Origin of the sequence: Aeromonas sp. 2HA2 (assembly GCF_029237345.1) — a bacterium.
GTDB classification, from domain to species: Bacteria; Pseudomonadota; Gammaproteobacteria; order Enterobacterales; family Aeromonadaceae; genus Aeromonas; species Aeromonas salmonicida.
Genome location: NZ_JAACGB010000001.1, coordinates 616,824 through 636,637, shown reverse-complemented (window position 1 = coordinate 636,637; position 19,814 = coordinate 616,824). Strand labels below are relative to the sequence as shown.

Genomic DNA, 19,814 nt, shown 5'->3' with positions numbered 1-19,814 from the left:
ACCATGACTGCATCCATTATTCCCCTCGGCGGCGAACTCTGCCGTATCCGTCCCCAGGCTCCCTTTGGCCTGCTGATCGAACCGGCCAGGAGCGAGCAGCCGGTACAGGCTCTGCCGGTCGGGTCGCTGCGCGAACTGGCCCGTCGCCACGGCGTACTGATCCTGCGTGGGTTTGGTTCGGGTTTTGTCGACCCCGAGCGGCTGACCCATTACGCCGAGCGCTGGGGCGAGATCATGATGTGGCCCTTCGGCGCCGTGCTGGATGTGAAGGAGCACGAGAACGCCACCGATCATATTTTCGACTCCAGCTATGTGCCGCTGCACTGGGATGGCATGTACAAGCCAACCGTGCCGGAGTTCCAGCTGTTTCACTGCGTGCATGCACCTGCCGCCGATGAGGGCGGGCGTACCACCTTCATCAATACCCGCCAGCTGCTGGTGGATCTCGATGGCGAGCGGCTGGCCCGCTGGGAGCGAGTGCGGATCACCTATCGCATCAAGCAGGTGGTGCACTACGGTGGCGAGGTGAGCTCGCCCCTGCTGGTGCCTCATCCGGTGAGCGGCGAAACCGTCATGCGCTACAACGAGCCGCCGCGCGAGGGGGTTCGCTTCCTCAACCAGCATGCGCTGCAGGTTGAGGGGATCCCGCCCGAGGAGCAGGGCGCCTTCCTGCAGGATTTGCACGAGCGACTCTATGATCCCCGCTACTTCTATGCTCACCAGTGGCAGCCCGGGGATGTGGTGATTGCCGACAACTTCGGCCTGCTGCACGGGCGGGAAGGCTTCACCGCCCGCTCGGCACGCCATATCCAGCGGGTCCATATCCAAGCCAGTCCGCTCTGCCTCAACCCGGCGCTGGCGCCGCAAGGGGCTGCGTGATGGCGACCATTTTGCTGGCGGCCACCGCCACCCCCGGCCACGTCAACCCCATGCTGGCGGTGGCCCGCCTGCTGGTGGGGGAGGGGCACAGGGTGTTGATGCTGTGCGGCGCTCTGTTCGAGAAAGGGATCCGCCAGAGCGGCGCAGAATTTGTGTCCTTCTCCCCCGAGGTGGATTTTGACTACCGGGCGCTGGAGCAGCACTTCCCCGAGCGTGCCGAGTTGAGCGGCACTGCCCAGATGGCGCTGGCACTCAGGCGTTTCTTCGCCGCGCCCATCCCGCAACATGACAGCCGGTTGCGGGCGCTGATCGCTGAAGAGGGGGTGGATCTGCTGCTGGTGGAGAACGGCTTCTACGGTGTGCTGCCGCTGCTGCAACAGGCCCGCAGCCAGCGCCTTCCCATCCTGATGCTGGGGGTGAACCCCGTCTCTTTCTCGAGCCCGGATGCCATCTTCTATGGCCCACGCATCGCCCCCGAGCTGCGCCACTCCCTTGGCGAACTGCCCTGGCTGGATGAACAGACACGGCGACTGCAGGCCGAGGTGCAGCAGAGCTTCGATACTGCCCTGGCCGAGGCGGGGGCGCCGCCGCTGGCGGCCCCCTTCACCGATGTGATGGTGACTGCGCCGGATGCCTTCCTGCAGCTCTCCTGCGCCGGCTTTGAATATGAGCGACCCGAGCTTGAGGGGCTGATCCGTCATATCGGCCCCCTGTTGCCACCGGGGATTGCGTTGACGCCGCCGCCCTGGTGGGAACGGCTGGATGGTCGGCCGCTGGTCATCGTCAGCCAGGGCACCCTGGCCAACGTGGATCTGGGGCAACTGCTGATCCCGGCCATGCAGGGGCTGGCGGGTGACGAGGTGCAGTTGCTGCTGACTACGGGCGGGCGGGATCCGGTGCTGCTGGGGCCATCCATCCCCGCCAATGCCATCGTCACCGACCATGTGCCGTTCGAGCTGGCGCTGCCCCGTGCCGCCGTGCTGGTGACCAACGGCGGCTATGGTTCTGTGCAGGCCGCACTGGCCCACGGTGTGCCATTGGTGGTGGCAGGCACAGGGGAGGACAAGGCCGAGGTGGCCACCCGGGTGGCATGGAGTGGCGTGGGCATCAATCTGCACAGCAACGAGCCGACGGCAGAGGCCGTGGCTGCGGCAGTGCGCAAGGTGGTGCACGAGCCGCGCTATCGGGCACGGGCGCGCCTGCTGGCCGACGAGATGGGGAGGCTGGATGCCAGGGCCGCCATCAGGGAGGCTGTGACCCGCCTGCTGGCCAGAGCCTGCTGAGGAGAGGGAGACCCATGGGTCTCCCTTTTGTTCATGCTCTACTCATTTGCTGATTGTTAGCTTGGCAAGGGTAAAAATGACAAGTCAGGGGCTGTGAATAGACTGTTCATGCAAAAAGAGCCATCCTGACGTTGAAATTTTGTCCGACTCAGGGAAGAATGCGCGCTCGGTGATTGGCCTCGGGCGCAAGGTGACTCGTCACAGGTCAGACCGAGGATGACACGGCCCCCGGCCAACTTGGTACAGGAAACCACACAGGAATTTTATGAATCCTTTTCGCACTGCCGCTTCGGCCCTTTTATTTACGCTGACGCTGGTCAGCTATCAGGCTGCTGCCGTTGAATACCAGCTGCCCGCTGCCAATAGCCGCCTGATCGGTGAGAACCTGGAGTATGTGGTACCCGCGGACAATCGCCCGCTGGAGCAGATCGCCTCCGACTTCCAGTTGGGCCTGACCAACATCATGGAGGCCAACCCCGGGGTCGACCCCTATCTGCCGACACCGGGCAGCAAGCTGATCATTCCTCATCAGCTGATCCTGCCAAATGCGCCCCGTGAAGGGATCGTCATCAACGTGGCCGAGATGCGCCTCTATTACTACCCGAAAGGCAAGAATGTCGTCGAAGTGCTGCCCATCGGTATCGGCCAGCTGGGTGTGAATACCCCGGAAAACTGGATCACCAAGGTTGAACGCAAGCGTGCCAACCCGACCTGGACTCCGACCGAGAACATCCGTCGCCGTTATGCGGCCCAGGGCAAGACACTGCCTGCGGTCTGGCCTGCGGGTCCGGACAACCCCATGGGTCTGCATGCCCTCTATATCGGCAACCTGTATGCCATCCACGGTACCAACGCCACCTTCGGCATCGGTCTGCGAGTGAGCAGCGGCTGCGTGCGCCTGCGCGCCGACGACATCAAGTATCTGTTCGACAACGTGCCGGTCGGCACCCGCGTCCAGTTCGTCAACCAGCCGGTCAAGTCCACGGTCGAGCCCGATGGCGGTCGCTACATGGAAGTCCATGAGCCACTGTCACGCAACGAGGAAGAGTTCAACTCCTCGGCGTCCGTGCCGCTTCCCATGACTCCTGCCATTACTCGCTTCATCGCTCACGCCGACAGCGACTCCAATGTGGTCAAACAGGTGCTGGAACAGCGTACCGGTATGCCGACGCGTCTCAACCCCTGAGCCTGATGGCTTGAATGTGAGACTCGGTAATGACAACGGCGACCTTATGGTCGCCGTTGTTGTTTCTGTCCTCGGCAGTGGGATTATTTGTGGCTGATGGTGACGATCGCCATTGTGCGGCCTTCATCGACCCACTGGTAGGAAACCTGACTGTGGGAGAGGCTCATTGAGGCCTCTCTTGCCAGCTGTTGCAGATCAACTGTCTCGGTTGTTTGTGAGGGGCCGGAGAGGCAGGTGACCTGCATCTGCTTCTCTTGCTGGTTGACGCGGCAGGCATCTTCCACGATGGCGCCGCTGAAGGTGATGCGTCCTGTGCTGCTTGCCGAAGCGGCCTGTGCCATCGATATGCCCAGTGTGGCGAGGGTGATCGCCATTGCGATTGTCTTCATGCAGACCTCCATATTGTCTTGCACTTTGGTAGGAAACCGCGTTTGCATTGCCTTGCATTGTCAGTATCGACGGTGCCAGGCGGGGCATGAGCATTATTTGACCATTAGCCGGCAAGCTCCAAGCCACAAGTAAGAATAAAAAAGAGGGCAACCCTTGGGGTTGCCCTCTTGCTGTTCAGAACGGGACAAAGTGCCGTTTTCTCTTTAAATGCGAGGGTTACTTGCCCGCAATGTTCAAACCACCGAAACGGATCAGCGGCGCGTAGAAGCCCTTGCCATCGTTGTGCTGCAGACGGTCACCGACCGCTTCCAGCTCGCCGAGCAGGCGGTAGAAGTTGCCTGCGACTGTGATGCCGCGCACCGGCTGGATTCGCACACCATTCCGGCACAGGAACCCTGACGCGCCGAACGAGAAGTCACCGCTTACCGCATCGGCCCCTGAGTGCAGGCCATCGAGTTTGACCAGCTCCAGATACTCGCCGGTTTTGACTTCTGCCTCGCTGTGGGGGCCTTTGCCAAACACCAGATGGCGGGTGGTCACATCCAGCGCGCTGCGGGCGCTGCGGGCGGCCGAGCCGTTGCTCGCCACGCCAAAGTGGTGGGCGGTGGCGCTGTTGTGGAGCAGGGTTTTCAGCTCGCCCTCGCCAATCAGCAACAGATCCGAGGTGGCTGTCCCCTCGCCATCGAATGCCTTGATGTTCATGCCGCCCGGCATATAGGCCCGGCTCTCCAGGGTGAGCCAGCGGGAAGCCACAGACTGGCCCACCTTGTCTCGCCAGGGGTTGATCCCCTGCTGGGCCCACTTGCCCGACAGCGCTGCCTGGAAGCAGCCAAACAGGCTGGCGAAGCAGTTGGTGCTGAAAATGGCGCTGTAGCGACCGCTCGGTACCGCTTCCCCTGGCAGCAGGTCATGGGCCACTACGTAGATCTGTTCGATAAGGGTCTGGCTAGCCAGCTCGTCGAAGCGGCGGCCATACTGCCCTTGCGAGTGCATCGACTGGCGGCCATCCCGCTCTACCAGCGCCGAGGTATAGCAGCCGACGCTGAATTCACTGTGCTGGCAGAGGCTGCCCAGGCTGTTGGCGAGCCAGAGGCGACTCTCCCCCTCGAAGAAGCTGTTGTAGGGGGCACCGGTCACATCAGGTTGTGCCAGCATATCCGCCTCGAGGCGCAGGGCCAGGGCGATCTTCTCCTCTACCGCCGTGGTATCGGGCTGGTGTATCTCGGTGCAGTCGGTGCTGATCCGGCTGCCGGCAACCGAGATGCGCTGATCCGGGTCCACCTTGGCAAAGCGGCTGGCATCCAGCGCATCCTGCAACATGGCATCCAGCGCCGCCTCATCGAGGGATTCCGAGTAGGCAATGCCGACCCGTCCATCCTTGATCAGACGGATACCGAGCTGCTGGCTGCTGGTGACCTTGTATTCCCCGAGCTCGCCCTTGTCGGCCTTGAGGGAGAAGGCTTTGTCCTGATTGGCGATGATATCCGCCTCGGCGCCCAGATCGGCGACCTTCTCCAGCAGGCGGGTGAGCAGGTTGTTCATATCGAGTGTGCTCATCAGGCGTTCCCTCCTACTAGGATCTTGTCAACTTTCAAGGCGGGTTGGCCGACAGACGTGGGTACCGAGCCCGAGACGGAGCCGCACATGCCGGCGGCCAGCGCCAGATTGCTCCCGACCATGGAGATCTCTTTGAGCACTTGCGGGCCCGTGCCGATCAGGGTCGCCGATTTGAGCGGGCGGGTGATCTTGCCGTGCTCGATGAGATAGGCCTCCTGCACGTTGAAGTTGAACTCGCCGGTACCCGGCTGCACCGAGCCGCCCCCCATCTTCTTGGCATAGATGCCGTGCTCGACCGTGGCCAGCATATCGTCGAGGCTGTGGTTGCCCGGCTCGATATAGGTGTTGCGCATGCGAGAGGTAGGGGCGTATTTGTAGGATTCGCGCCTTCCCGAGCCGGTGCGGGCGTAGCCAGTCTTGAGGGCGCCCATTCTGTCCACCAGAAAACCGGTCAGCACGCCGTCTTTGATGAGCTGGGTGTGCTGGGTCGCCATCCCTTCGTCATCGACGTTGATGGAGCCCCAGGCGTTGCTCTGCAAGCCTTCATCCACGGCGCTGACTGCCGGATTGGCGATCAGCTGGCCCATCTTGTCGTGGAATACCGAGGCCTTCTTGGCGACCGAGGTGGTCTCCAGCAGGTGGCCGCAGGCCTCGTGGAAGATGACGCCGCCAAAGCCGCTCTCCATGATGACCGGCAGGGTGCCGCTCGGGCAGGGGGCTGCACCGAGTTTCACCAGCGCCTGGCGAGTGGCAGTGAGGGCCAGCTCGCGCGGATCGATACGATCTGCGTGTTCCCAGCCCATCAGGGCACCGGGCGCCTCATAGCCTACGCTCTGCTCGCTCCCCTCAACGGCGATGGTCTGGGCCATGATGCGGTTGTAGTGGCGGCGATCGCTCACCTGCAACCCTTCGCTGTTGAAGATCTCCACCTCCTGCTCCCAGCCCAGCACATTGCCGGAGAACTGGCTCACCTTGCTGTTTTCGGCGCGGGCCACCACATCCATGGCGTGCAGATAGGCAATCTTCTGCTCCAGCTGCTTGTCGGCTGACAGCGGCAACGCCACCGGGTTGCGATCGGTCAATCGGGTGAAATCGAAGGCGGTGGCGGTCACCACTGGGTCGCGTCTGTCTTTGGCCGCCAGCAGAGTGACGATGCGCAGCAGTTCGTCGCGGCTGGCCAGATTGGTGTAGCCGTAGAGCACCTTGTGGCCGTAGCACAGGCGCACGCCTATGCCGAAATCGAGGCCGCCACTGATGTTCTCTATCTGGCTGGAGAGCAGGCTGAGCTGGCTGCGGCGTTTGCGCTCCACAAACAGCTCGGCGAAGTCAGCCCCTAGCGCCAGCGCGTGATCGAGTACGTCGCGGGCAATGGCAGGGGCCAACAGGGAGAATGGGGTCATAGAATATCCTTTTCTGGTCTGTTCCTGTTTGCTTCCGACACCCGTTCTGATTGTGTTATGGGGTGTCGATTGCATTGTTGCAGACCAGCACAAAAAAGTCGCTATAGCGTCAAGCGATGATACCGATTGAGAAAATCGGTGCGATAACTGCGCCCGGACGGCCAATGCATCGGGACACTGGCCGTCGGTCAGGGGCTCACAACAGTTCGTGGATCTCGCCGAGGATCTGGTCGACCCACTGCTCGATGCGAGATTCGGTCTGGTCATACTGGTTGGCGTCATCGAGGGCCAGCCCGACAAAATGCCGGCCATCGTCGATCAACGCCTTGGAGGCGTCGAACTCGTACCCTTCGTTTGGCCAGTAACCCACCAGTTTGACCCCCTTGGGCACCAGCTGATCGTGCAGGAGGCCGAGGGCATCCTGATACCATTCGCCATATCCCAGCTGATCGCCCATGCCAAACAGGGCTATGATGCGCCCCTCCAGATTGACATCGGCTATGTCTTCCCAACGGGATTCCCAATCTTCCTGCAGTTCGCCGAAATCCCAGGTGGAGATGCCCAGGATCAGGATGTCGTACTCCTGCATGCGGACAAGGGGCACATCCTTGATGTTATGGATATCGACCAGCTCGGGGCCAATGAGGGCGCGGATCTTCTCTGCGGCCATCTCGGTGTAACAGGTGGTGGAACCGTAAAACAAACCTATCTTCATCGCACTGTCCTTACCGTAAAACAGATCGCTCTTCATCCTGGCGGCGCGTGGGGCGTACGCGCCCGGAGGCAACAGGGAGGGGCGCCAGTTTAGCAGATAGACCGACGCCCTTCACGGGGCAAGCGTGGCGCAGGCCCTCAGATCCCGCTGTCGTCCGGCGCCGGGCGCGCTACAATGAGCCACCGTTTGCCCAAGACCCAGTACCATGACCAAGCCAGCCCCCGCCGTGCACAATCATCCCCTGATCGAACCCTTTCTCGACGCCCTCTGGCTGGAGCGGGGACTCTCTGACAACACTGTCAGCTCCTATCGCAGCGATCTGGAGAAATTTGCTTTCTGGCTCGACGGGCAGGGGCGCTCTTTGTTGCTGGCGGGGATGGATGACATACAGCACTATCTCGCCTGGCGGGTGGACCACCAGTTTGCCGCCAGCAGCACGGCTCGCTTTCTGTCTGCCCTGCGCCGCTTTTACCAGTATCTGAACCGCGAAAAGCTGCGCAGCGATGATCCGACCGTGTTGCTGGAGGGGCCCAAACTGCCCAAGAAGCTGCCCTCTGACTTGAGTGAAGTCGAGGTGGAAGCACTGTTGCAATCACCGCTGGTGGACGACCCGCTGGAGCTGAGGGACAAGGCGATGCTGGAGCTGCTCTACGCCACAGGGCTGCGGGTATCCGAGCTGGTGGGGCTCACCGCCGAGCATGTCAGCCTGCGTCAGGGGCTGGTGCGGGTGGTAGGCAAGGGCAACAAGGAGCGACTGGTGCCCATGGGGGAGGAAGCAGTGCACTGGCTGGAGCGTTACTACCGGGAGGCCCGCACCCTGCTGCTGGGGGGCACCAGCTCGGACGTGGTATTTCCCTCCAAGCAGGCCCGCATGATGACCCGTCAAACCTTCTGGCACAGGATCAAGCTCTATGCCCAGCGTGCTGGTATTCGCGGGGAGTTGTCTCCCCATACCCTGCGCCACGCCTTTGCTACCCATCTGCTCAACCATGGCGCCGATCTGCGGGTGGTGCAGATGCTGTTGGGCCACGCCGATCTCTCCACTACCCAGATTTACACTCATGTGGCCAACGAACGGCTCAAGGCGCTGCACGGCGAGCACCATCCACGTGCTTAAGCGCGCTGCAGGCGATTCTTGCCCGTTTGCTTTGCCTGATAGAGGGCAGCATCCGCGCGGGCCATCACACTGTCCGGTGGGGTATCGAGGGATTCGGCAATGCCGCCGCTAAAGGAGACGCTCAAGCCTGGTTCACGCCAATCCTGCTGACCCATGCTGGCGCGCCACAGCTCCATCAACTGCTGCGCGCTGGCAATGTCAGTTTGTTCAAAAATAGCGACAAACTCTTCTCCCCCAAAGCGGCAAAGGATTGCGTGTTCCTCCAGCAATTGGTTACCGAGCTGAGCTGTGCGCTTTAAGACGGCATCGCCGATTGGATGGCCATAGGTATCATTGATTCGTTTGAAGTTATCAATGTCGATAATCGCCAATATGTATTGGTGATTATCTCTGTGTAGCGTGCCCAAGGTCTCTTCCAGATGGCGGCGGTTGTATAAGCCGGTTAAAGCATCACGCAGAGATTTCTCTGTCTCTGCCTGCATTTTGTCTGAAATCATCACTATTTCATCTTCCAGCTCTTCAATGCCGGCCAGTTTTGGGATCACAATTTGTTGTCCTGCTGGTGTGACCCTTAATTGGCGCACCACTTGAACCAAAGTGCTTATTGTATGCTCCAGTCGCTGTCTGAAAATGATAGCGACCAGCGTAAAAATAGAGAGCGACAATATCAGGCTGATTAATGTGGTTGGCAACATTTCACCAATCAAAAAACTGTTGGTAAAAGGGAACACTGTGATGACCAGCCAGGACGGATTATTATGCAATGCATGGTAAGCGATGAGCTCTCCATCCGTACTCATGAATGAGCCATTGCGACCTTTCAGTTCATCAGTCCAGGATGTGACCAATGGCATGCCGTTTTCAAGCGGATCACTGTGGGCGATAACCAGTCTGCTGCCTCGGTCGTAAAGCATATAGCCGACCTTGTCACCGCTCTCCAACAGCCTGCCTATTCTGGCTGAAAAAACCTTCAAGTTGAGATCTATACCGATTACTCCCAGAAAATTGCCTTGATTATTCAATACTGCATGAGAAAGCGTTACGACAGGTGTTTTTTGAACGGCATCAATATAAGGTGAGCTCCAGATACTGGTACTTGGCTTTTCCATCGCATTCTGGTACCAAGTTCGTTGGGTTACATTGATATCTTGTGGCATGGATGCCAGCGAGAAGTTGGTTTTCTCATTATTTTTCAATACATAATAAACCGTTTTTATCGGTCCGTCAGGATAAAGAAGATATTGCCAAATATCGTGATATCTGGTGCGCAAGGAAATCGGCAATTGGCCATCGTTTTTTTTAATGTCATCGATGATGATGTTTATTTGTCGTTCGACAGAAGACAGCGAGTTATCCCATTGCTGGCCAGTGCTGTCATTAAAAAACCGCATTGTATTCAGCAGGGTGTTTTTTTGCATCACAGAAAAAAGATATGCGCTGCCCAACGTTGTCAAAACAAGAGGCAGCGCCAGCAAAAATAGAAAGCGAAGAATAAAACTGTGATTGGAGCTGGATGAGGGGGTCACTGACATAGTCACGATGCCTATCTAGCGATGGAATAGGTATAACCATAGCTGATGGGCATCGTGATATGTGGTCGCTGCTTATATGAGCTGTTTACTTGCCTTGTTGCGACTTGAGCAGATCGCGAATTTCGCTCAACAGCTCCTGATCCTTGGTGGGACCGGCGGGGGCTGCTGCCTCTTCCTGCTTCTTCTTGAGGGTGTTGATGGCTTTGAGCCCCATGAAGATGGCGAAGGAGATGATCAGAAAATCGATGATGGTCTGAATAAATTTGCCGTAGGCGATGACCACGGCCGGGGTTGCACCCTCGGCGGCCTTCAGGGTCACGGCCAGATCGCTGAAGTCCACACCACCCAGGATCAGGCCGATGGGTGGCATGATGACGTCGCCCACGAAGGAGGAGACGATTTTGCCGAAAGCGGCGCCAATGATGATACCGACCGCCATGTCGATGACGTTGCCTCGGGCGGCAAAGGCCTTGAACTCTTGAATCAGACTCATGTTTCCCTCCAAAAATGGGTAAATTGCAGCCGTCGCCGCATCAAAATTTGAATAATCAAGCATCAGGAAAACAGAGGATGGCCGCTTTTTCCTGTCGTCACGGTTAGCTTGCTGGGCCGCTGCCCAATTGGCAACCTGTCAGGGAGGGATTTTTTTGCAGGTCTCTCTATTAATCAATCAGTAATTAACAAGTTGAGGCCAGGATATGGCCTGAGTTACCTTGTGAGTCCATTCGTTCATGCCAAGTGAGTAAAAGAGTGAAGCATTTACTACTGGGAATGATGCTGCTGTGCACCTTTGCTGCCAGCGCGGGGATGGATCCCCAATTATTGAAACAGCGTATAGAGCAGCGGCTCGGGGTGCAGGTCTATCTGGTGGATGAAACCCCCATGCCCGGTCTCTTCATGCTGGGCACCAGTCAGGGGCCGCTCTATACCGATGCCAGGGGCGACTATGTGCTTCAGGGCATCATGCTGGATCTGGGCCACGACATGAAAAACCTCACCATGCTGGGTCAGCGTCAGCAACGTCAGCGGGCGCTGGCCCAGATTGGCGAACGGCGTATGCAGCTCAAGGCTGAGCCCGAGCGTCACAGCGTCACCCTGTTTACCGATCTGACCTGCCGCAACTGCCGTACCGCGCTGGATGAGTTGCCCGTTTTGCAGGCACAGGGAGTGAGTGTACAGTTACTGCCAGCGCTGGGTACCTTCGCCGATGTGGCAGAGGCACAGGCACTCTGGTGCGATCCCGAGCTGCTGCGCGAACTTGAGCTCAGTGATCGTTTGCCTGCGACCGGCTGTAATGAGATCCTTGCCCATCATATCGGCCTGAGCCAGTGGCTCGGGATCAAGGCGCTGCCGAGCTGGGTCCTGCCAAACGGGGATCTGGTGCGGGGTTATCAGAGCCCTGAACAACTGCTCAAGATACTGGATCACATCAATGCCCCTGCAAATCCGTCGTCGTCCGCGAGTTGATGATTCCCATCTGCCCGCTACTTTGCACCCACTGCTTCGTCAAGTCTTTGCCAGCCGGGGGGTAGAGGATCCTGCCCTGCTCGAGCGCAGCGCCAGCCAGCTGTTGCCGCCCCAGCGCCTGTTCGGCATGGAGCAGGCGGTGCCCCTGCTGGCAGCTGCGCTGACCGCCCAGCAGCGCATCCTCATCGTCGGAGATTTTGACTGCGATGGCGCCACCAGTTCGGCCCTGTGCGTGCTGGCGTTGCGAGCAATGGGCGGCCACCACATCGATTTTCTGGTGCCCAACCGTTTCGAATTCGGCTATGGCCTGACTCCGGAGATAGTCGAGCTGGCGGTGGCACGCGGCGCCGAGTTCCTCATCACGGTGGACAACGGCATCTCCAGCATCGCTGGGGTGGCGGCGGCCAAGGCCGCCGGCATGCAGGTTCTGGTCACCGATCATCACCTGCCAGGCCAGGAGCTGCCTGCTGCCGATGCGATAGTGAACCCCAACCAGCACGGCTGCGACTTCCCCTCCAAGTCCCTGGCCGGGGTGGGGGTGGCCTTCTATCTGATGGCGGCCCTCAACACTCACCTGCGCCAATTGGGCTGGTATGAGCGCCAGGGCATTCGTGCCCCCAATGTGGCGGATTATCTGGATCTGGTGGCGCTCGGCACAGTCGCCGACGTGGTGGCGCTGGATGGCAACAACCGTATCCTGGTGCATCAGGGGCTGCAGCGGATCCGCGCTGGTCGCTGCCGTCCCGGCATTCAGGCGCTGGTGGATGTGTCGGGCCGCGATGGCCGCCGTCTCACCGCCGCCGACCTCGGTTTTGCGCTGGGGCCGCGCCTCAATGCCGTGGGTCGGCTCGATGACATGTCCCTCGGGGTCGCCTGTCTGCTCAGCGACGATCTCAATCTGGCGCGCCAGCTGGCGGCCGAGATGGACAGCCTCAATCAGGAGCGCAAGGAAATAGAGCAGGGGATGCAGCAGGAGGCACTCGCCACCCTGGAGCAGATCCGCTTTCGCGATGGCGAGGTGCCCTCCGGCATAGTGCTGCACAGAGACGAGTGGCATCAGGGGGTAGTGGGGCTGGTGGCCTCCAAGGTGAAGGAGAAGTACTACAGGCCGGTGATCGCGTTTGCCGAGAGCAGCGAGACCGAGCTCAAGGGCTCAGGTCGCTCCATTCCCGGCGTGCATCTGCGCGATGCCCTCGAACTGCTCGATACCCGCCATCCGGGCCTGATGGGCAAATTTGGCGGCCACGCCATGGCGGCCGGGCTGACCCTGCCCAAGGCCAATATCGAGGCCTTTGGCCGCGCCTTTGAGGCTGTGATCGGCGAGCTGGTGACCCCTGAGCTGCTAACCGGGGTACTGCTCACCGACGGTGAACTGCTGCCGGATGAGCTCAGCCTTGAGCTGGCTGAGCTTATTCGCGCCTCCGGCCCCTGGGGCCAGGCTTTCCCCGAGCCGCTGTTTGACGGCGAATTCGTGCTGGTGCAGCAGCGACTGGTGGGGGAAAAACACCTCAAGATGATGCTGACCACGGATTCGGGCCATGCGGTGGATGCCATCGCCTTCGGGGTCGACCTCAAGCGCTGGCCGGATGCCTCGGTAAAGCGGGTGCGGCTGGTCTACCGGCTCGATGTCAATGAGTGGCGCGGCAACCGCAGCGTGCAACTGCTGGTGGAGCATCTGGAAGCGGCCGGTCTCTAGTCCGGCAGCAATAGCGCTCTGTTGATGACAACGGCCACCCTCGGGTGGCCGTTTTGTTATCGGAGACGGCGCGCATCATACCTGATGGACTCGAGTGCCAACGAGAGGGGCCGGTACGCCCCCATTTTTACCCCAGCTTCTAAATGCCGGTTTTGTGGGTAAAGTGGGTGTTTTACATCAAGTTTCGCTTCGTACTGGATGCAAGAATTCAATAAAGAGCATGCCTGTGATATATTCGCCCCCGTTCAATCCCTTGCCTTTTCAAGGAGTCTGACCTTTTGCCACCCCTTGGCCGATCACAGCCGGGATGGATGGCTCTCGCCATCGCCTGCTTACTGTGGCTTGCTGCGTTTACCGCGGCAGGGGTCACTGCATCCGATCAGCCGGCATCTGTTGTGTCTGCGGCCCCGATGCAACTGCACGGGGCGTCCGATCAAGGGTTGGCAAACAGTGTCAGTTTGCCACCTGCCGCGCATTGGCGGCTCGGCGTCGAACAGGGGCGCAGGCTGGAGGGGGCCTATCACCCCCATTTCGACCAGATGCTGCTGGCCTGGTTCCAGCACGACATCCTGGGTTTGCTCTGTGGTTTGTTGTTCTTCCTGCCCCTCATCTACCTCAGACAGCTGTCCAGCTATTTGGGGGACCTTCATAAACGGCTGCTGTTCGGCCAGCATCTGCAATTTCGCTTCTGCCACGGTGACTCGTGTCCGGCTTGCCGCTGAGCGCGCACCGGATCCCGGCTTCTTCTCGTCGATAGACAACTGGCACCCGCCTGCTGGCTGATGCCGGGGTCTGCTGCCGCGCCTTGTTGCCCCTGCCTGTTTGCTCTGACCTGTTGGTCGGGTGCCGTGGCAGGGTTGTTCCCTGCACAAGCTGTGAGCCGATCCGATGGATTATTATGTAAACCTGTTTATTCAGTCGATTTTTGTCGAAAACCTGGCGCTGGCCTTCTTTCTGGGCATGTGTACCTTTCTGGCCGTTTCCAAGAACATCAACACTGCATTTGGCCTGGGCATGACGGTGCTGGTGGTGATGGTGATCGCCATTCCCCTCAACAACCTGATCTACCGTCATATCCTGCGCCCGGGCAGCACCTTCCTCGGGGAGTTTGATCTCGGTTTTCTCGATTTCATCATCTATATCGGGGTGCTTGCCGCGCTGGTGCAGGTGATGGAGATGGTGCTCGACAAGCATTTCCCGGCGCTCCATCACGCCCTGGGCATCTATCTGCCGCTCCTGACGGTGCACTGCGCCATCTTCGGCGGTGTCATGTTCATGGCCCAGCGGGATTACGATTTCATCGAATCCGTGGTGTATGGAGCGGGCTCCGGACTTGGCTGGTTGCTGGCCATCGTCGCCATCGCCGGCCTGCGCCAGAAGATGAAGTATTCGAATGTGCCCGAGGGGCTGCGCGGCATCGGCATCACCTTCATAGTGGCAGGGCTGATGTCGCTCGGCTTTATGTCCTTCTCCGGCATGTCGCTCTAGGCACGCTATCTGTGAAAACGGCCACTTGCGTGGCCGTTTTGCTATTCAACGGGGGTTATCATCCCCAGCAGCCGGTCGTGGACCAGCGGCAGTGTCAGGAAACCGTCCCGATCGAGGAAGTGGCCACCCTGCTCCAGGCTGTAGAGTGGCGCGGCCAGCTGCTCGCTCAGGTGCTGGCAGTAGCGATAGGGCACTATGGCATCGTCCCGGGAGGCAACGACAACCCGTTGTGGTGCCAGCATCATGATGTGCGCCGGGTCGTAACGCTGGGTCATGAAGGCATCCAGCTCCGGCAGGGTATGCAGCGGCTGGTCGAAACCGGATACCAGCAGGATACCGCCCACCCGGCGGGAGGCGGGCAGGCGGCTGAGCTGGCGCAGTATGGTGATGCAACCAAGGCTGTGGCCCAGCAAGAAGGTATGCTCGTCGTGATCCTGGACAAGGCGGTCCATGGCTTGATCCCAGGCATCAGGCTCGGGATGGTGCGGGTTTGGCATGGCCAGCACCTCGACCTGAATACCGCGGGACTCGAGTTTCTCCTTGAGCCAGGGGAACCAGTGGGACTGGGGGGAGGCGGTGTAACCGTGCACGATAAAGACGCGGGTGTGTGACATCTGCATGATCCTGAAACGGGGCAACAGGGAATGAAAAACCGTGCCGCTGCGGCAACTGGCCGGGGCGGCCACATCATAGTAGCCCCCGCCTGACCGCAACACGCCCCTGGCGGGATGGGGGCGAAATGAGGCTCAACAAAACTAACCCAGCAGCTTGGCCATGTTGTGCCCTGTGATGATGAAGCCTGCCTCCTGATAGAGCGCCAGGGCGCGCGGGTTGTCGTACGCGACCCGCAGCTTGATCTGGCTGATGCCACTGGCCCTGAGACTGGCTTCCAGTGCCGCTATGGCGGCCTTGCCATAGCCCTGGCTACGCAGGGCCGGGTCGATATAGAAGTCGTAGATAAAGGTGGCGTCGTCATCGGCATCGATGGCGTGCCAGAGATAGCCCAGCGGCTTTGCCTCTTCTCCCGTCACCTCGCCCGGCATGATGCAGAGCAAACAGTGACCCGGGGTGGCGATCCCCTGTGGCAGGTACTGCAGCAGGGAGGCCTCTGACTTGCGGCGAGCGGTGGCGAGATCATAGCCATGGTTGCTGGCCAGATCTTGTGCGTAGTCCTCGAGGGAGCGGTCGTAGAAGACGGAATAATAGGCAGCGCTCATGGGGAGCAGACGAACGAGGGGGGTTGGCATCTTGGGTATCACTCCTGAAAAAGGAGTGATTACGTTAACGCTATGGCGGGGCGATCGCAAACGACTGATCTATAAGAAGAGCGCCCTTGGGCGCTCTTCTTTGGTGAAGGAGGGAAGAGATTACTTGACCTCTTCACCCTTGGCTTGCAGGTCCGCATGGTAGGAGGAGCGCACGAAGGGGCCGCAGGCGGCGTGAGAGAAGCCCAGTCCCATGGCGACATCTTTCAGCTCGTCAAACTCTGCGGGCGGCACGTAGCGCTTCACCGGCAGGTGGTGGCGGCTCGGCTGCAGGTACTGACCCAGGGTCAGCATGTTGACGCCGTGCTCGCGCAGATCTTTGAGCACCTGCACTATCTCTTCGTTGGTCTCGCCAAGGCCCATCATGACACCGGATTTGGTCGGCACATGGGGGTGCATCTCCTTGATGCGACGCAGCAGCTCAAGGGACCACTTGTAGTCGGCACCGGGGCGGGCGACACGGTACATGCGCGGTGCGGTTTCCAGGTTGTGGTTGAACACGTCCGGCGGTGTCTCGCGGAACACCTCCAGCGCCTGCTCCATGCGGCCACGGAAGTCCGGGGTCAGGATCTCGATGCGGGTCTGGGGGCTGTGCTCGCGGATCTGCTTGATACAGTCGGCGAAGTGCTGGGCACCGCCGTCGCGCAGATCGTCGCGGTCCACCGAGGTGATGACCACGTATTTCAGCCCCATCTCCTTGATGGTGAGTGCCAGCTTCTGCGGCTCGTCGGGATCCAGCGCCAGCGGGCGGCCGTGGGCCACGTCGCAGAAGGGGCAACGACGGGTGCAGATGGCCCCCATGATCATGAAGGTGGCGGTGCCGTGGTTGAAGCACTCGGCCAGGTTGGGGCAGGAGGCCTCTTCACACACTGAGTGCAGCTTGTTCTTGCGCAGCGTGCTCTTGATGTGCTCGATCTTCTGGCTCGACGGCGGCAGCTTGATCCGCATCCAGTCCGGCTTGCGCAGCACTTCCTCGTTGGGATCCGGCATGAATTTCACCGGGATCAGGGCCATCTTGTCGCCATCGCGCAGCTTGACGCCCGGCTCCATACGAACGGGTTTGCTCATGATTCACTCTCGGTGTTTGTTATTGTCTGGTTGATAGCCGATTGGGCCATTTTCATGCCCTCATGGACGCCCGACATGGGCTTGCTCATGGGGTATCGTCGGCATTAGTGATCGTTTGATAGCCAATCAGGCTGGCCAGTTCGGCCACCAGAATGGCTTGCACCTCGGCCACGCTTTGCGGGCCGCCCAGGGCGCTGGTCTGGGTCATGGCCATGCCCGCATAGCCGCACGGGTTGATGCGCAGGAAGGGGGTCATGTCCATGTTGATGTTGAGTGCCAGGCCGTGAAACGAGCAACCCTTGCGGATCCGCAGGCCCAGGGAGGCGAGTTTGGCCTCCATGCCCAGCTCGTTGGTCACATAGACGCCGGGGGCATCGGCCTTGGCATAGGCCTGGATGTCGCTTTTTGCCAGGGTATTGATGATGGCGGTTTCCAGGCAGGTCACCAGCTCGCGTACCGACAGCTTGCTGCGGCGCACATCCACCAGTACATAGAGCACCAGCTGGCCGGGGCCGTGATAGGTCACCTGACCGCCACGATCGCTCTGCACCACGGGGATGTCACCGGGAGCGAGCAGATGCTCGGCCTTGCCAGCCTGGCCCTGGGTGTAGACGGGATCGTGCTCCACCACCCAGAACTCATCCGGGGTATCGCTGGTGCGGTTATCGGTGAAGGCCTTCATGGCATCCCATACCGGCTGGTAGGGGCGGCGACCCAACTGTCTGACTAACAGCTGTGGTTGGGCGGGGATCTGGAGTGACATGGTTCCTCACTGACAGGCGCTTGAGTCGGCAAAACAGGATTGCACAAAATCAATCGCCCCTGGCGGGGCGAGAGAGGTGGCTTACAGAACGTAGCGAACCAGCTCGATCTTGCCGAGAGCTGTGTACATGGCTTCGATATGTTCCTTGCTCTGGGCCGTCACAGTGACCCGCACCGAGTGGTAGTTACCCTTGGTGCTGGGTTGAACGGTCGGGCTGTAAGTGCCTGGGGCGTGCTGCTGCAGCACTTCTACCACCAGATCAGGCAGTGCCGGATCGGCTACGCCGAGCACCTTGAACGGGAACTTGCAGGGGAACTCCAGCAGTTCATCAAACTTGGTATTCATCTACTCACCTTTTGGCGTCATCACGGGATGACCTTATCTTTCATCTTGTGTGGCCAAGTGGCCTATGGCCCATCAGGGCCGCCAGTACAAGTCTATATGGGCATTGCCCGGGCCGGGATCAAGGCCCGGACTGATCGACAAGACATGGAGGTGCTGCTTTTTACCACAAATCAGCTGTCGGCGGAACCTGCAGATTGCAGGGTTATTCGCTCACAGAGACCCTAACTGGAGAGCGGCGCCTATTGGCGCCGCTCTTTTATCACTATTTTATCCTGTGGCTTACTTGAACCAGCTGGTGACCAGCAGTACCAGGTAATCCCACAGACGGCTCATCAGACCGCCTTCCTGCACTTCTTCCAGCGCAACCAGGGGAACCTGCTTGATCTCCTTGTCGCCCTGCTTCAGGAATACTGTGCCCACTCGCTGACCCTTGGCCAGCGGTGCTTTCAGTTCGCTTTCAAGCTGGAAGTCCGCCTTCAGGTTGTTGCCCTGACCACGGGTGACCAGCACTGATACGTCCTTGTCGACACCCAGTTTCACTTCCGGCTTGTCGCCCATCCAGATCTTCTGGGTGACCAGCTCGGTGCCGGCCTTGTACGGGGTCAGGCTCTGGAAGAAACGGAAGCCGTAGGTGAGCAGTTTCTTGCTCTCGGCGGCGCGGGAACCTTCGCTGCTGGCACCCAGCACAACGGCGATCAGGCGCATGCCTTCATTGTTGGTGGCGGAGGAGACCAGATTGTAACCAACCTGGCTGACGTGGCCTGTCTTGATGCCATCCACTTGCAGGGACTGATCCCACAGCAGGCGGTTGCGGTTGTGCTGGGTGATGCCGTTGAACACGAAGGATTTCTGGGCGTAGATCTTGTACTCCTCCGGCTGATCGTGGATCAGGGCCTGACCCAGACGAGCCATGTCGCGAGCAGTACTGTAGTGACCTTCTTCATCCAGTCCGTGGGGGTTTTTGAATTGGGTATCTTTCATCCCCAGCTTGGCGGACCAGGCATTCATCAGGCTGGCAAAGGAGTCAGTGCTGCCCGCCAGGAATTCGGCCATGGCGACGCAGGCGTCGTTGCCGGACTGGATGATGATGCCCTTGTTCAGGTCGTCGACGGAGACCTGCTTGCCCACCTCGATAAACATCTTGGAGGAGTCTGTGTAGTTTTTGGACCAGGCGTTTTTGCTGATGGTCACCATGTCGGTGTTCTTGATGTTTCCTTCCAGCAGCTCGTGACCAATGATGTAGGAGGTCATCATCTTGGTCAGGCTGGCGGGCGGCAGGCGTTCATCGGCGTTGTCTTCTGCCAGCACCTGGCCCGAGTAGTAGTCGATCAGAATATGGGCCTTGGCGGAGATCTCCGGCGCGGCGGGAACGACCATGGGGGCGGCGTTCGGTGTGGGTACAGGTGTGTTGGCCTGGGCGGTGGCGCTTATCAGGGAGGCCAGAATAACTGAACGGGCAAATTTGGACATCTTGAAATTCCTGGAGCCTGGATGGGGGGTAACCCAAGTTAAAATGCGGGCTTAACTATACCAGAAGCGCCCGTTGGTCATAGTCCGACGTGCCATCTGGCCTGGTTTTTTATCCATCAATAGTGGGTATCACGCCGGGAAACGACGTGATACCCATCAGATGGCGGTGGCCACCTTCATATGAGCCACACGG

The 19,814-nt window shown here is 59.8% G+C and carries 20 protein-coding genes; 8 read left to right on the top strand and 12 right to left on the bottom strand.

What is annotated here, in order from left to right; translation table 11 throughout:
- Positions 1 to 3: 3 nt before the first annotated feature.
- The 3 genes from GWQ29_RS02920 to GWQ29_RS02910 all read left to right on the top strand — a co-directional run bounded on the left by GWQ29_RS02920 (position 4) and on the right by GWQ29_RS02910 (position 3,348).
- Positions 4 to 879 (top strand): TauD/TfdA family dioxygenase, encoded by an 876-nt coding sequence (locus GWQ29_RS02920; protein ID WP_275918717.1) that lies wholly within the window; start codon positions 4 to 6, stop codon positions 877 to 879.
- Positions 879 to 2,162 (top strand): nucleotide disphospho-sugar-binding domain-containing protein, encoded by a 1,284-nt coding sequence (locus GWQ29_RS02915; RefSeq protein ID WP_275918716.1) that lies wholly within the window; start codon positions 879 to 881, stop codon positions 2,160 to 2,162. Before GWQ29_RS02920 ends, GWQ29_RS02915 begins: the two co-directional genes overlap by 1 nt.
- Positions 2,163 to 2,427: 265 nt before the next feature.
- Positions 2,428 to 3,348 (top strand): L,D-transpeptidase family protein, encoded by a 921-nt coding sequence (locus GWQ29_RS02910; RefSeq protein WP_021138156.1) that lies wholly within the window; start codon positions 2,428 to 2,430, stop codon positions 3,346 to 3,348.
- An 83-nt stretch (positions 3,349 to 3,431) separates the two neighbouring features.
- Here the strand turns inward: GWQ29_RS02910 and GWQ29_RS02905 are convergent, their stop codons facing one another.
- The 4 genes from GWQ29_RS02905 to fldB form a co-directional block, all read right to left on the bottom strand.
- A complete protein-coding gene (locus GWQ29_RS02905; RefSeq protein WP_005317463.1) occupies positions 3,432 to 3,737 on the bottom strand; it encodes a hypothetical protein in 306 nt (101 codons plus the stop codon).
- A 217-nt stretch (positions 3,738 to 3,954) separates the two neighbouring features.
- Positions 3,955 to 5,295, bottom strand: a complete 1,341-nt coding sequence (locus tag GWQ29_RS02900) for a TldD/PmbA family protein (protein WP_275918715.1) — start codon at positions 5,293 to 5,295, stop codon at positions 3,955 to 3,957.
- Positions 5,295 to 6,695: a TldD/PmbA family protein gene (locus GWQ29_RS02895; RefSeq protein WP_275918714.1), complete on the bottom strand. Its 1,401-nt coding sequence runs from the start codon at positions 6,693 to 6,695 to the stop codon at positions 5,295 to 5,297. Before GWQ29_RS02895 ends, GWQ29_RS02900 begins: the two co-directional genes overlap by 1 nt.
- A 196-nt stretch (positions 6,696 to 6,891) precedes the next feature.
- Positions 6,892 to 7,410, bottom strand: a complete 519-nt coding sequence (gene fldB, locus GWQ29_RS02890) for a flavodoxin FldB (RefSeq protein ID WP_005317454.1) — start codon at positions 7,408 to 7,410, stop codon at positions 6,892 to 6,894.
- A gap of 205 nt (positions 7,411 to 7,615) precedes the next feature.
- Here fldB and xerD point away from each other — a divergent pair, with 205 nt between their 5' ends.
- Positions 7,616 to 8,527 (top strand): site-specific tyrosine recombinase XerD, encoded by a 912-nt coding sequence (xerD, locus tag GWQ29_RS02885; protein ID WP_265462845.1) that lies wholly within the window; start codon positions 7,616 to 7,618, stop codon positions 8,525 to 8,527.
- Here the strand turns inward: xerD and GWQ29_RS02880 are convergent.
- Together GWQ29_RS02880 and mscL are read right to left on the bottom strand one after the other, a co-directional pair.
- Positions 8,524 to 10,059, bottom strand: coding sequence for a sensor domain-containing diguanylate cyclase (locus tag GWQ29_RS02880; protein WP_275918713.1), 1,536 nt, complete (start codon positions 10,057 to 10,059; stop codon positions 8,524 to 8,526). The genes xerD and GWQ29_RS02880 overlap by 4 nt on opposite strands.
- 85 nt (positions 10,060 to 10,144) lie before the next feature.
- Positions 10,145 to 10,552 (bottom strand): large-conductance mechanosensitive channel protein MscL, encoded by a 408-nt coding sequence (gene mscL / locus GWQ29_RS02875; protein WP_005317444.1) that lies wholly within the window; start codon positions 10,550 to 10,552, stop codon positions 10,145 to 10,147.
- A 257-nt stretch (positions 10,553 to 10,809) separates the two neighbouring features.
- Between mscL and GWQ29_RS02870 the strand changes: the two genes are divergently transcribed.
- The 4 genes from GWQ29_RS02870 (at position 10,810) to nqrE (ending at position 14,710) form a co-directional block, all read left to right on the top strand.
- Positions 10,810 to 11,526 carry a disulfide isomerase DsbC N-terminal domain-containing protein gene (locus GWQ29_RS02870; protein ID WP_275918712.1) on the top strand — a complete coding sequence of 239 codons (717 nt, stop codon included), beginning with the start codon at positions 10,810 to 10,812 and terminating at the stop codon, positions 11,524 to 11,526.
- Positions 11,492 to 13,222, top strand: a complete 1,731-nt coding sequence (recJ, locus tag GWQ29_RS02865; protein WP_275918711.1) for a single-stranded-DNA-specific exonuclease RecJ — start codon at positions 11,492 to 11,494, stop codon at positions 13,220 to 13,222. Before GWQ29_RS02870 ends, recJ begins: the two co-directional genes overlap by 35 nt.
- A gap of 395 nt (positions 13,223 to 13,617) precedes the next feature.
- Entirely contained in the window at positions 13,618 to 13,944 is a 327-nt protein-coding gene (locus GWQ29_RS02860) for a hypothetical protein (protein ID WP_265462849.1), read from the top strand.
- Between the two features lie 166 nt (positions 13,945 to 14,110).
- A complete protein-coding gene (gene nqrE / locus GWQ29_RS02855; RefSeq protein ID WP_169045550.1) occupies positions 14,111 to 14,710 on the top strand; it encodes an NADH:ubiquinone reductase (Na(+)-transporting) subunit E in 600 nt (199 codons plus the stop codon).
- A 41-nt stretch (positions 14,711 to 14,751) separates the two neighbouring features.
- On the opposite strand, the gene GWQ29_RS02850 is transcribed toward nqrE, so the two are convergent.
- The 6 genes from GWQ29_RS02850 to GWQ29_RS02825 all read right to left on the bottom strand — a co-directional run bounded on the left by GWQ29_RS02850 (position 14,752) and on the right by GWQ29_RS02825 (position 19,621).
- A complete protein-coding gene (locus tag GWQ29_RS02850; protein ID WP_275918710.1) occupies positions 14,752 to 15,324 on the bottom strand; it encodes an alpha/beta fold hydrolase in 573 nt (190 codons plus the stop codon).
- Between the two features lie 141 nt (positions 15,325 to 15,465).
- The gene (locus tag GWQ29_RS02845) at positions 15,466 to 15,957 is read right to left on the bottom strand and encodes a GNAT family N-acetyltransferase (RefSeq protein WP_234592739.1); all 492 of its coding nucleotides are present in this window, start codon (positions 15,955 to 15,957) and stop codon (positions 15,466 to 15,468) included.
- A gap of 120 nt (positions 15,958 to 16,077) precedes the next feature.
- Positions 16,078 to 17,043 (bottom strand): lipoyl synthase, encoded by a 966-nt coding sequence (gene lipA / locus GWQ29_RS02840; protein ID WP_017412924.1) that lies wholly within the window; start codon positions 17,041 to 17,043, stop codon positions 16,078 to 16,080.
- Positions 17,044 to 17,128: 85 nt separating this feature from the next.
- Complete coding sequence (lipB, locus tag GWQ29_RS02835; protein WP_169045553.1) at positions 17,129 to 17,806, bottom strand: lipoyl(octanoyl) transferase LipB; 678 nt, start codon at positions 17,804 to 17,806, stop codon at positions 17,129 to 17,131.
- 81 nt (positions 17,807 to 17,887) lie between these two features.
- The gene (gene ybeD / locus GWQ29_RS02830; protein WP_005317360.1) at positions 17,888 to 18,151 is read right to left on the bottom strand and encodes a DUF493 family protein YbeD; all 264 of its coding nucleotides are present in this window, start codon (positions 18,149 to 18,151) and stop codon (positions 17,888 to 17,890) included.
- Positions 18,152 to 18,430: 279 nt separating this feature from the next.
- The gene (locus tag GWQ29_RS02825) at positions 18,431 to 19,621 is read right to left on the bottom strand and encodes a serine hydrolase (protein WP_059111444.1); all 1,191 of its coding nucleotides are present in this window, start codon (positions 19,619 to 19,621) and stop codon (positions 18,431 to 18,433) included.
- Positions 19,622 to 19,814: the final 193 nt, after the last annotated feature.